General features: G+C 43.2%; 15 protein-coding genes. 10 read left to right on the plus strand and 5 right to left on the minus strand.

What is annotated here, in order from left to right; translation table 11 throughout:
- Positions 1-283: 283 nt before the first annotated feature.
- On the plus strand, positions 284-895 hold the full coding sequence (locus VIM72_RS01645; RefSeq protein ID WP_332001129.1) for a methyltransferase domain-containing protein: 612 nt from the start codon (positions 284-286) through the stop codon (positions 893-895).
- Between the two features lie 305 nt (positions 896-1,200).
- On the plus strand, positions 1,201-1,647 hold the full coding sequence (locus VIM72_RS01650; RefSeq protein WP_332001130.1) for an NTF2 fold immunity protein: 447 nt from the start codon (positions 1,201-1,203) through the stop codon (positions 1,645-1,647).
- 117 nt (positions 1,648-1,764) lie between these two features.
- Here the strand turns inward: VIM72_RS01650 and VIM72_RS01655 are convergent, their stop codons facing one another.
- Positions 1,765-2,274: a hypothetical protein gene (locus tag VIM72_RS01655; protein WP_332001131.1), complete on the minus strand. Its 510-nt coding sequence runs from the start codon at positions 2,272-2,274 to the stop codon at positions 1,765-1,767.
- 184 nt (positions 2,275-2,458) lie between these two features.
- On the opposite strand from VIM72_RS01655, the gene VIM72_RS01660 reads away from it, so the two are divergent.
- Positions 2,459-3,307 carry a universal stress protein gene (locus tag VIM72_RS01660; RefSeq protein WP_332001132.1) on the plus strand — a complete coding sequence of 283 codons (849 nt, stop codon included), beginning with the start codon at positions 2,459-2,461 and terminating at the stop codon, positions 3,305-3,307.
- Between the two features lie 77 nt (positions 3,308-3,384).
- A complete protein-coding gene (locus tag VIM72_RS01665) occupies positions 3,385-3,768 on the plus strand; it encodes a hypothetical protein (RefSeq protein ID WP_332001133.1) in 384 nt (127 codons plus the stop codon).
- A gap of 61 nt (positions 3,769-3,829) precedes the next feature.
- Here the strand turns inward: VIM72_RS01665 and VIM72_RS01670 are convergent, their stop codons facing one another.
- Positions 3,830-4,594, minus strand: a complete 765-nt coding sequence (locus VIM72_RS01670) for a TIGR00730 family Rossman fold protein (protein WP_332001134.1) — start codon at positions 4,592-4,594, stop codon at positions 3,830-3,832.
- Positions 4,595-4,727: 133 nt separating this feature from the next.
- Between VIM72_RS01670 and VIM72_RS01675 the strand changes: the two genes are divergently transcribed.
- The 3 genes from VIM72_RS01675 (at position 4,728) to VIM72_RS01685 (ending at position 7,161) form a co-directional block, all read left to right on the plus strand.
- Positions 4,728-5,126: a hypothetical protein gene (locus VIM72_RS01675; RefSeq protein WP_332001135.1), complete on the plus strand. Its 399-nt coding sequence runs from the start codon at positions 4,728-4,730 to the stop codon at positions 5,124-5,126.
- 210 nt (positions 5,127-5,336) lie between these two features.
- Entirely contained in the window at positions 5,337-6,155 is an 819-nt protein-coding gene (locus VIM72_RS01680) for a universal stress protein (RefSeq protein WP_332001136.1), read from the plus strand.
- A 49-nt stretch (positions 6,156-6,204) separates the two neighbouring features.
- Complete coding sequence (locus VIM72_RS01685; protein WP_332001137.1) at positions 6,205-7,161, plus strand: 1-phosphofructokinase family hexose kinase; 957 nt, start codon at positions 6,205-6,207, stop codon at positions 7,159-7,161.
- Positions 7,162-7,224: 63 nt separating this feature from the next.
- Here VIM72_RS01685 and VIM72_RS01690 read toward each other — a convergent pair whose 3' ends face one another.
- Positions 7,225-8,283 carry a response regulator gene (locus tag VIM72_RS01690; protein ID WP_332001138.1) on the minus strand — a complete coding sequence of 353 codons (1,059 nt, stop codon included), beginning with the start codon at positions 8,281-8,283 and terminating at the stop codon, positions 7,225-7,227.
- The gene (locus VIM72_RS01695) at positions 8,280-9,875 is read right to left on the minus strand and encodes a PAS domain-containing sensor histidine kinase (RefSeq protein WP_332001139.1); all 1,596 of its coding nucleotides are present in this window, start codon (positions 9,873-9,875) and stop codon (positions 8,280-8,282) included. Before VIM72_RS01695 ends, VIM72_RS01690 begins: the two co-directional genes overlap by 4 nt.
- A gap of 160 nt (positions 9,876-10,035) precedes the next feature.
- Here VIM72_RS01695 and VIM72_RS01700 point away from each other — a divergent pair, with 160 nt between their 5' ends.
- Positions 10,036-10,434, plus strand: a complete 399-nt coding sequence (locus VIM72_RS01700) for a hypothetical protein (protein ID WP_332001140.1) — start codon at positions 10,036-10,038, stop codon at positions 10,432-10,434.
- Positions 10,435-10,458: 24 nt separating this feature from the next.
- On the opposite strand, the gene VIM72_RS01705 is transcribed toward VIM72_RS01700, so the two are convergent.
- Complete coding sequence (locus VIM72_RS01705) at positions 10,459-10,917, minus strand: pyridoxamine 5'-phosphate oxidase family protein (protein ID WP_332001141.1); 459 nt, start codon at positions 10,915-10,917, stop codon at positions 10,459-10,461.
- Between the two features lie 267 nt (positions 10,918-11,184).
- Here VIM72_RS01705 and VIM72_RS01710 point away from each other — a divergent pair, with 267 nt between their 5' ends.
- The gene (locus tag VIM72_RS01710) at positions 11,185-11,637 is read left to right on the plus strand and encodes an Hsp20/alpha crystallin family protein (protein WP_332001142.1); all 453 of its coding nucleotides are present in this window, start codon (positions 11,185-11,187) and stop codon (positions 11,635-11,637) included.
- A gap of 63 nt (positions 11,638-11,700) precedes the next feature.
- A partial coding sequence (locus VIM72_RS01715; RefSeq protein WP_332001143.1) for a hypothetical protein occupies positions 11,701-12,378 on the plus strand: 678 nt, incomplete at its 3' end.

The following is a 12,378-nucleotide window of genomic DNA, read 5'->3' on the forward strand; positions in this document are numbered from 1 at the left end:
AGCGCCTTCCCTGAAGAGAATTTCATTTTTGGCATACAGCTGCTCACTTTTATGAGCGGTCAGTATCTCATAAATATCAGCGGGCAAATCCATAAGGATGGATTCACTTTTGAAGTCCCATTTATCTATCGGGAAAATACCTTTGATGCTCATAACGCGAAATTAGCATTTATAAAAGTGACAAAGCTCACTTTTTTGACTGATAAAGTTTACCGCAGGAAAACGGATTGATAAATATCTTTGCAACTGCAACAATTTCTGCATCGTAAATCATAACATAAATATGCCGCTGACATCTGCTTCTTTACCTGGTCATACAGACAAATGGTTTGCCTCCGATTACAATTTCCAGCATCTTTATCCGCTTTACATACAGGCGTTGGCCCAAAAACACTGGACCCCGCTACAGGTGGTTAAGAAAGCATCCAATTTTCTTTCCGTGAGCCCGGGTGTAAAAATACTGGACATTGGCAGCGGAGCTGGAAAGTTTTGTATTGGCGGCGCTTACTACAATCCCCAATCTTTTTTTTACGGAATAGAACAGCGTAGTGATTTAGTGCGTTATGCCACTATTGCAATGGAAATGACAGGGCTCCCAAATGTTACCTATATGCTCGGTAATTTAATGCAACTTGATTTAACAAAGTATGATCATTTCTATTTTTTTAATTCCTTTTATGAGAACCTGCCGGGAACTTATAAAATAGATGATAAGTTTACTTATTCCATGCATTTGTATAACCAGTATAACGGATATTTACGGAGTCAGCTGGAGAAGATGCCGGCAGGCACGCGCCTGGTCACTTATCATTGCGATGGAACGATGGCGCCGGAAGGGTATTATATTGTGGGAACAGAGAGCAGTCATTTGTTGAAGTGCTGGATTAAATCATAATGATATTGTTCCATCGGCCTCATTTCTTCCGGCGTTTAATGAACCACTTATAAACGTAAAAAAGCACTACTGATACAATGAAAACGAAGATCATGTCTGTCACCAGGTGTTGCGTATTCATTAATGGATTATTTTCCGGATGATTCAGTGGTCGTTGTCGCAACTGTATTCAGTAGCTTAAGGCAAAGCCCATTTTTTTAGGCATGGTAATTTTCGTAACGGGGGATAGCCAAAAATATATCAATTATGGATGGATTTAATTATTTTCGGAGAAAGCATTGACTAAAAGTATATAATTGGGAATCATGACAAGCACTGAACTCCTGTTGCCGCAAGACCTGGAGAACCATTTAATCCACATCGCCAGGTCCTACGCTGTTAAGATGAATGAGATCGAAAACCAGATTTTTGAGATATACGAAAATGATAAAACCAGATTAACGGAAAGTTTTGCCGCCTACAAAGCGCAATACGACCCGGTTTTTCAGCAATACGCCACCAGTAAAAAACGGGTGTACGGAGGGCAGGCCAATTCGTATGGCCGGCCTACCCGCTATGATGGAATAACAGCCGGAACAACGGCACAGGCTACTGTAAAATCAAAAAGCAAGGCGGAGGTTTATTTTCAGACAGACAATCAATTCAGCGCCGAATACCTTTTTGTATTACACCGGGAAGGAGAAGAATGGAAAATTGATAATGTAAAATACAAATGGTATAATAGTGAGAAGTGGAGTTCACTGATCATGTAAGGAGATAAGTAATGTCCGTAAAAGATTTTTTGCCAGAGTCTTCCGGATGAAACCATCCTGACTGTGCGGTATACAACAGTGACGCTGTTATTCCTGTCAGTAACCATCACTGTTTTTTTATATTCTATTCTTTTTGTGTAGAAAAAGTTGAAAGAAGCCAGTCCATAGCGGATGGGCCGACAGGGATTTTTTCTTAAAAAGTAATACTATCGCAGCGGCAGCCAGTAAAAGTGTAGATGGAAAGGCGGAACCGGCCCCCAAAGGAGCTATCGCTATCAGGAAAGTAATGGCAGCGGCTAGCCCTGTTACCCCCAGCGAGCGCCCGGCTGCAATGAAAATACCTGCAGCCAGCTGGCATATAGAAATAGACAGGACGATGGCTGTTATATTATTCCGGAAGGCGCCGTAAATGAACTGCTCGTAAGCTGCCGAAGGAGTCATGGCACCATAAACCATAAACAAATCCGGTTCCCGGATTGCCATTATGGCATTAAATATTCCTGCGCCGATAAATATTAGTGATAACATCCACCTGGCTGTAACAGGCCGGAGAATAGCGGCTATCAATACAACCAGGCTAACCATATTGGCAACCAGGTAAGTGAGTGAAAAAATATTGGCATGCATATACAGGATTTTGAAATGTTCTCCCGGTAAAATTATAAACCTGGTAGCAGCAGATAAATGATACCGGTCATCCTGGTGTTTGATTGAGGTCATGGAGTCAGTGCCTGACGAAAGTCAGGGTACATGCTAATTGGGATCATATGCTGCATTTTCCTGTAAGGCTATCTTTGAACGAAACATTACGATGCAAAAGATAGCGGCCATATTTGACGGGCTCAGATTTTCAGAGAGCACCCTTCATTATTCGATCTGGATAGCGAAGCAGCAGCGCGCACATCTGACCGGTGTTTTTTCCGATGACCCGACTTATAATAGTTTTAACTTATATCAACTGCTGAAAGCAGGAACGGACCAGGCTACCATCAGGCAGTTTGAAGTAGAAGACCATGGTAAACGCGAGGCGGCAGCAGGCAGATTTGAGGCAGCCTGCCAGGCTGCGGGAATAGCTTACAGTGTTCATAGGAACAGGAATGTTTCTCTTCTTAGTGCATTGGAGGAAAGCATTTATGCAGATATGCTTGTGGTAGATGCGCACGAGACATTTGTACATGACGTAGCAAAACCTCCCACACGCTTTATCCGGGATTTGCTGACTGATGTGCAATGCCCTGTGCTTATTGTGCCACCCCAGGTGTTAACGCCAGCCGTTTTTGGGGATATCAGGAATATAGTGCTTTTATACGACGGAGAACCTACCTCTGTATATGCCATAAAAATGTATAATTACCTCTTGCCCTCGTGGCAAACCTTGTCAACAACTGTGTTATCTGTCAATCCAGAAGGAAATCTGCTCGAAAACAAACACCTGATAAAAGATTTTGTCAGGTGGCATTTTCCCAGAGCAGCCTATAAAGTAATGGAGGGCGAGCCGGAGGAAGAAATTGTAAGCTATATGCTTGGGCAGCAAGAGGGAACTGCTATTGTACTGGGCGCTTACAGGCGAAGCAGCATTTCCCGGTGGTTCAGGGAAAGTATGGCAGATGTATTGATGCAAACCTTGCCTTTCCCATTGTTTATAGCCCACAATAAGTAATTGCTATGCTCGTAACCGGTGTGGTTATATCCTGCTGCTTCAGGTATTTATAAATTGTCAACTAAGTATTAAAAAAGATGATAAGGTCAGATGAAATAGACGGGCATTTACCATTATATGAGTCATGGAGAACTTCATTGGGAGTAATGGAGGATGAAACTATTCTCTTTAAAACAAAATTAGCCCGGATACTTTCTGAGAACTTTGAAAGAAAGCACCTGGCCCACCTTGAAGTTTTCCAGTACAGGTTTTTAAAAATGGATGAACAAATAAGTGTGCTAAGGCATGAAGTAAGAGACCTGCAGGAAGTGATGCTGCATAGCTGCGACAAGAACAGCCGGCTACGTAATGTGACGGTAATGATGCAATTTTTAGCTGCAAGAATGGAGTTGGTGGAGGAAACATTTAAAACATTGGCTGCGGACTTTCACGTCTATTTACAGGAGAATTTCTCCAGCTGAATAATGGTTGGCAGAGCTTGTTACCCGGCAGTCCTTTCTCCTTAATTATATATCTGTCTCGTTATTCGCCTAATAATGTAAACCGGTGAAACTCTTTTCTGCGTTTTACATGGTACTGGGCCACTGCATATTTTTGAAGATGCAGCATCGCTTCTTCAATAGAATCTGTCAGTAAGATATATTGCAGATCTGCCGGGTCTATCATATAGCTTGCAATCATCTTGTGAAAGAGTGGCATCAGGGGGTCCCAGTAACCACGGCTCATCAGCACCAGGGGGAAATTAAGTATCTTATGGGTTTGTATCAACGTAAGTGCTTCAGAGAATTCATCAAGGGTACCAATACCCCCGGGCAGGATGACAAATCCATAGGAGTATTTAAACATTAATACTTTACGCACAAAGAAGTATCGGCAATTGAACTGCAGGTCGAGATATCTATTGGCAGCCTGCTCCCTGGGCAGGCTGATATTGCATCCTACCGACTTGCCACCTGCTTCCTTTGCTCCGCGGTTGGCGGCTTCCATAATACCGGGGCCGCCCCCTGTCATGACTGTGAATCCCAGTTTGGCAATACCTGCACCTGTTTTACGGCCGGTTTCGTAGTATTCGGAACCCGGTTGCACCCTGGCAGAACCAAATACCGCGATGCAGGGCCCGGCAAAATGCAATACCCTGAACCCACGGATAAATTCAATCAATACTTTTAGGGAAAACAAAAATTCCTTTGCTCTGGAACGCGGGCCTTCAAAGAAGTATTTTTCTTCATGACCAGATAGTTCCGGTAGCTTGTCGGCCGTATGCGTGTTGATATCTGCTATTTGCATAATAAAATATTGAATCATCAATTTCGGATTATCTTCTTTCCCGGGATGTGACCGCAATCATATTACGGGATGATCTTTCTCATTTGCTCCTGATAATACTAGTGCTAAACTTGTGTTGCTAAAACATCTTTTTATGCAGATATATATTAGCGAAGAATCGGTGATAAAAGAAATCCAGGAGAAGTTCCGTACACTGTATCCTTACCTGAAACTTGAATTTTACAGGAAACCACATCTAAAGGGAGAGTATTCTCCTGAAGAAGACAAAATATCATCCGACACTCCAATTGAAAATATCCGGTTGCGGAATAACCCGGGATGGATGGATATCAGTTACTATAGAACAGCCGCTGCGGTGGAACATGATCTTAGCTACATTTTCGGATTAAATGCGCAAATACTCCGCAAAGCAGGAACATTATGGCTGGAAACTATTGACACAGACAGCTGGACACTGGAAGAACTGAATAACGCAGGGAAACCATCCCAACGCTATAGTTTACGATACCCGGAGGAACCGGATAAAGAATGAGTTAATGTGGTCAGCAGTAACATATAATCATATTGGCACCAAGCTTCAGCTACAGGATGAAAATCAGGTTGTGGCATGACGATAGTCATTCGCGTTTTTTGAAATCGCCACTAACTTTACCGGAGCCGTTTATCCCATTTAAGGAGACGCCAAAAGTGCAGATGTAAATCATCACTATAGTTTATAACTCAATATTCAAATAGAAACGAAATGAAAAAAGTACTTTTAGCTCTGGACGCTGATCACTTTTCCAAAGGCGCTTTTGAGTTTGCCGGCAGGTTGAATGAAATACAACCCATACTCCTGGTTGGCACTTTTTTGCCTAAAATGGATTTCTCTCCTTCATGGAATTCCGCTCTTCTTACCGGCTCCGTTTTTGAAACTACCCTGGAAAGCTACAGCGACGAACTGGTGGACAAAAATATAGCCACCTTTGAGAAGGAATGCCTTCGAAACCATATTGAATACAGGGTGCATAAAGCGGCATATGATCTATCTCTGGAGGATTTAAAAAGGGAGACACGTTTTGCTGATCTGCTGATACTGGGAAGCGAGAAGTTCTACGAGAACCAGGGCACGGAAACACCAAACGAGTATCTGAAAATAGCGTTGCACAATGCGGAATGCCCGGTTCTATTAATCCCGGAACATTCTTATTTCCCGGAAAGCATTGTGCTTGCCTATGATGGAGGCGCGCAGTCCGCATATGCTATCAGATCTTTCTGCTACCTGATGCAGGAGCTTTTTCCGAAGGCCATTCTTGTATATGCAACAGGCAAGGAAAACAAAGAGATCCCTGACATGCAACTGGTGGAGGAAATGGCGGCAAGGCATTTTACTGATCTCACTATTCATAAACTGGAGGGAGATCCCAGGAAATATTTTGATACCTGGATGGCAGATATTGAAAAACCATTACTGGTATGCGGATCTTTTGCCCGTTCACCTCTCTCGGAATTATTCAGGAAGAGTTTCGCCACGGAACTAATAAATAAGCACAGTATGCCGGTTTTTATTGCGCATGAGTAAGAAACGAACAGTTTTTCAGTATAATATTGAATCATCAAATTGAACGGATATGCCTGAAATTGTCACTATTACATTAAATCCTGCAATAGATAAGAGCATCACGGTGCCTGCACTGGTGCCTGAAAGAAAGCTGAATTGCAGTACGCCTGTTTTTGAACCGGGTGGGGGAGGCGTAAATGTAGCCAGGGCTATTGTGCAACTGGGAGGAGAAGCGAATGCTGTATATCTCGGAGGAGGGCACAGTGGCAGATTTTTTGAATCATTGTTACATGCAGCAGGTGTTCCGGGGATACCTGTTCCCATTGCCGGACATACCCGCGAGAACCTGATCATTACAGACAACAGTAGCCAGGCTCAGTACCGCCTGAATATGCCGGGCCCTGAAGTAGACGCCTACGAGTGGCAACACCTGCTGGAAGTAATCCGTGGGATGGAGGGAATAAAGTATCTTGTTGCCAGCGGCAGTTTACCTCCGGGCGTACCACCTGATATATTTGCCTCTTTCAGTGCCATAGCAGCTATTAAAGGAGCCCGTTTTATTGTTGATACTTCAGGGCTGGCGTTAAAAGAAGCCCTGCGGGAAGGAGCGTATCTCGTAAAACCCAATGTGAGGGAATTAACGGGTTTTGCAGGGGCAAGTACGCTGAATACTATAGAGGTGGCTGATGTAGCCAAACAGATTATCAATAGTAACCGCAGTAAAATAGTAGTAGTTTCAATGGGAGAGGCGGGGGCAATGCTGGTAACGGCCGATTTATCGGTCACAATCCCAGCGCCGGGAGTGCGCAGGGTGAGTACAGTAGGTGCCGGCGATAGCATGTTAGCCGGTATTGTTCAAAGCCTGTATCAAGGTAAGGATATTCTTGAGTCCGTGCAGTTTGGAGTGGCTTGTGGCACAGCCGCCACATTGAACCCGGGCACTGCATTATGTAACAAGGCTGATGCGCTGGTACTTTTTCAGGAAATTTGCAGAAGACAGTCGCTGGCCGTGGAAATTAAGAAATGAAAGCTGTGCCGGAAACGAGGATAGCGGTATTGGTAACGGCATGGTGCATTTATTACGGATTGCTCAATAAAGCATATTGGATAATTTTTTTTCATCCAGCAGTACCACCACACCATCCCTGATATCAATCAGTTTTTCTTCCCGGAAATCGCTGAGCGTACGGATAAGCGACTCTGTGGCGGTACCGGCGATAGTAGCCAGGTTTTCCCGGCTCACATTGATGACGAAAGGTTGTTCTTTTTGAGGATTATATTTATTGTGAAGGCTGATTAGGGCTTCGGCTACTTTTTTACGAAGCGAGTTATAGGCAAGTCCCAGCAATTGCTGTTCTTTTGTGGTTACATTTTTGGCCAGCATGCGGATAAGCTGAACGGCTATTTCATGATTATTATGAATGAGCTCTTCAAAGTCGTTAAGCGGAATCACCGCTACTTCGCTTTCTTCCATCGCCATCGCGGTTTCCTTATACACAGTGCCTTCCAGCAAAGCAGTGTACCCAATAAAGTCGCCGGCGGTAAAAAGATCTATTACAAGCTCTTTACCGAAATCGTTGGTCTTTATAGTTTTTACCTTACCACGCTGAAGATAAAACAGGCGTGTGGGATGATTCCCTTCCGAATAAATAACCTGTTTCTTTTTAACTTTGTCGATATTTCTTCCTTCTGCCAGGGCTTTTAAAGATTCTTTACCGGTGGCTTCATACATTAATTTGTTCAATCCCTGAAGATCCGCCGGGAAATGCTGTTTCCTGATAGCCGCTTTTTTTAGCCGCCTGTCTATTGCATCCCATAGCTCTGTACCACTGAATGGCTTTGTAATATAATCATCTGCGCCCATTCCCATCCCTCTACGGAAGTCGCTCCTTTCAGTTTTGGCGGTCAGGAAAATAAAAGGAATATCTTTCATGTCTTCGTGTTGCTGCATCAGGTGTAATACACCAAAGCCATCCAATACAGGCATCATAATATCACAGATTACCAGGTCTGGTTTATTGCTGAGGATCATTTCCACACCGATCTTGCCATTTTCTGCAGCAATGACATTATATCCAGCGATAGCAAGAATATCCATCGTATTTTCACGTAGCTCCTCGTTATCTTCAATTAGTAAGATTGTTTTCATGATTGGTAGGGAACTTTTTTTGTTTCAAGCTGAAAATTTATAGTAAACGTAGTACCGGTATTGAGTTCACTTTCACAGGAAATGCTGCCATTCATCAATTCGCTGTATTTATTTACAATATGCAGCCCGAGGCCTGTTCCCTGTATATTACTTACATTGGTTCCCCGGTAAAACCTTTCGAACAGATGCTGCTGATCTTCAGGAGACATGCCTATGCCATAATCTTTAACAATGAGTGAAAATTCATTTTCATTTTTCATGGTCCGGATCTCTATCACGCCATCGGATTTTGAAAACTTAATGGCATTTCCAACAAGGTTCATGGTTATGTGTTTAAGTAGAGATGGATCCAGTTGAACAGTTGCTTCTCCGCTATGACTATAGCTGATGGTCTGCTTTTCTTTGGCTAATTCCTGCATCTCCTGTAAGATGTTATTGAAAAAGTCTTTTATGTCAAACTCTGAAACGCGAACCTGAACTTTTCCTTCCTCGATTTTACCTACGGAGAGGAAATCATTGAGTGTGTCTGTCAGTAAGGATACAGCATTAACAATTCTTTGTATATGTTTGTTCCGTACAGGCTGATCTTTTTCTTCAGCGTAATGTTTTACCAGGAAGGCAGAAGAGAGGATAGTACTAAGTGGGGTTCTGAACTCATGGGAGGCCATAGAAACAAACCGTGATTTCAGGTCGCCAAGTTCTTTTTCTTTGCTTAGTGCTATTGTCAGCTCCTCTTTGGATATCTTGAGTAGCTCCAGCGCCTGGGTAAGTTGCCCGGTGCGTTCTTCCACTTTAGCTTCCAGTTCATTATTAAGATTTTCTATCTTTTCTTCGGCCTTTTTTCTTTCTGTAATATTGTTGACGTAAGCGATCACAAAATGGCCTTCTTCATTGGCATAGTGACTAAGGCTGATCTCCACGGGAAACTCTGTTCCGTCTTTCCGAACGGCAAACAGGTCCATGCCAATGCCCATGGGCCTGCTTTGAGGATGGGCATTATACCGGTCCCTGTGTTGTTCATGCCTGTGGTGAACCCTTTTTGGAATAAGTATTTCCACCTTTTGCCCCAGCAGTTCTTCCCGTTTGTATCCAAACTGGTTGAGTGCAAAATCATTTATAAGGATAATTTCTCCCCATTGATTGGTCACCAGGATACCTATGCTGGCATAATCGAACAGGGCACCAAAACGTTCCAGTTCCCTGTTAAGCTGTTGTTTGAACCTACGGTCTGTCAGGTAATCGGTAATGCGGAAAAAGCAATAATCTTTGTTGTTGCTGCGTAGAAATATTTCTTCGTAAAGTCCGAGAAAAGTTTCTCCCTGTATATTTTGCCATTGACATTCTTTCTCCCCGGGCTTTGCTTCTTCCAACCGGGAATCTGCACTGCCTTTACCCAGTTGGTTTTGGTCGATCAGCAGTTCAAGTTCAGCATAATCATTTGTCCCCAGCATCTTCACACCTGTATCGTTAATGTACAACAGCCGGCCACTTTCCTGTTCCCTTATGGCAACCAGGCCTGGCATACGCTCCATGATGGCCGCAAACACGGCCAGTTGGAAATCGGTATCCAGGCCATTGATGGAAAAGCTCATAGATTTAGTTATTACCGGCAGAAAGATAAGAATTTATCTGTTTGGATCAACACAGTAAGAGAAATCATACCGGATGACCGCTATCATACAATAGACTGACTGATCTCATTTCAGGAGAATCTGCGCTTGGGTATTATTGCAATATTATAAACACTTTGTTATGGATATTTATATAAGCGAAGAAGCTATCGTTGGGGATATTCAAAAGAGGTTCAGGGAATTTTATCCTTACCTCAAACTGGCGTTTTACCGTAATCCGCACCAACAGGGAGTATGCTCCCCAAAAGAGGAACTGGTGCCACCGGAAATGCCTATAGACAAGATCCGTATGATACATAATTCCGGCTGGATAAACATCAGTGCTTGCCGTATGGCTGCTGCCGTGGAGCATGATTTTAGCAGGGAGTTTGGTTTAAACGTCCAGGTATTGCATAAATCAGGCGGTTTGTGGCTGGAAACCACAGGTACGGATAGCTGGACACTGGAAGAATTGAATATTGCCGGCCAACCGAAAAAAGGGCAGCATTTTCAAATGCCGGATGAAATGGAAGACGGATAACCGGATTATCTGCCGGCAGGTAGATCAGGTACTTTCAAACCTGCCGGTTTTTTCACTGATCCTTATACGGTAAATAATGGGTCGGATAATGTTTTCAGGTGTTCTTTCTCTCGTCATTTCACCGTGCATTTCAGATATGCCAGCCGTTTCACTTACCTGCAGATGTAATAAACGGCTTACGAGAAATTTCATGGCATAAAATCTTTCCTTAGGATCGGTTATTTCTTCATAATCTCCCCAAAGAATAACGCTTCTCCAATTGGCGGGATGAGTAATTTCGTCCACCTGGAAGCAAATATGCGGGTTTTGCCTCATCATATTAATTTTCATTCCTTCTTTGGAATGTATCACCAGGTAGGTATTATTAAATGCATAACTAACAGGTACTATGTATACCTTTTTCCCATCGGTGCAGCCGATACGGCCTGTTATATTATTGGCTAATATTTGGTCAATCTGGTCTAATTCTAATTTACCTAACATATAAATAAACAGATTTTATAGTGATTGAATGTTGCTCAAATGTAGCAAACCCATATAGGTTCAATCCTGATCACAGTTAGTGGAATATATGATTGTTATCAACTCCGGTTCATTTTATGATGGCGGTCAGCCTGCAGGATGATTATGGACACAACCGGACGCATATGATCACAATCAGGATCCTTATTGAGATTGATCATTTTCTTCTAGTCGCGCAGGTAATAGTTTAGCATAAAAATTATTAACCAAAAAACAAGGAGGTAATTTATGTCATCCCAGGCACTAACTAAACGCAGCCCACTTTTCCCATCCTTATTCGACGATTTCTTTAAACCATGGCGGGAATGGACCAATGATTTCAATGGAGGCCGGTTTCTGGCAGAACTCACCGTTCCCGCAGTCAATGTGAGTGAAGACAAGGATAATTATAAATTATCCGTAGCCGCTCCCGGTATGAAAAAAGAAGATTTCAAGATTAACCTGGAAGGCCATTTGCTTACTATCAGCGCAGAAACAGAAGATAAAAAGGAAGAAAAGAATGAAAAGTACAGCAGGCAGGAATATAACTACAGTAGTTTTTCCCGCAGCTTTACACTTCCTGAAAGCATCAACAAAGACAAAATTGAAGCGCAGTACGAAGATGGCGTATTAAAGCTTAAGCTGCCGAAAAATGAAGAAGCAAAAAAGAATGGCAAAAGCGTCCGTATAGCGGTTAAATAAATGCTTTACTGCCCGGCCCGGCCAGTAAAGCTGGCCGGGTTTAAAACGCTGAAAAAAAATGTTATGAAAAAAATATTGTTCATCACAGATGCCGTGAGCTTCAACGGAACCAGTCTTGAATTTGCCTGTTATCTCTGTAATCTTACACACTCAAAACTTACAGGCGTGTTCCTGGAGAACCAGGTAATGGAGCTGAGGTCGGCAGAAGATATCCGGGAAATGGCGGTTGGAAAACCGGTTCCGGGCATTGAGCTGGAAGATCAGAAGGATCTTTTCAGAGATAAGAACATAGAGCGGTTCAAAAATATCTGCGGATCTAACGGGGTGAATTGCCTGGTGCATAAAGACAGAGGCATGCCTGCTACGGAAGCGATACAGGAAAGTCGTTATGCCGATCTGATCGTATTGGATGCCGCTACTTCATTTTCCTGGAAGCCTGAAAGCGTTCCAACCGCGTTTGTAAAGGAAGTGCTGGAGAAGTCAGAGTGCCCTGTAGTACTGGCCCCGGAAAACTTCGATGGGATAGATGAAGTTGTGTTTACCTATAATGGAAGTTGCTCATCAGTGTTTGCGATGAAACAGTTTGCAAATATGTTTCCTGAACTTGGAACCTGTAAAGCTACCGTGCTAAGTGTAACGGGGATCGGAAAACCTATTAAGGGAGACGAATCAAAACTAAGGGAATGGCTGGACACACATTACAGCAATACCGAAATCCAGTTAGTGGAGGATGAGCGTGTT

The organism is Chitinophaga sp., from assembly GCF_036569185.1.
Classification (GTDB): domain Bacteria; phylum Bacteroidota; class Bacteroidia; order Chitinophagales; family Chitinophagaceae; genus Chitinophaga.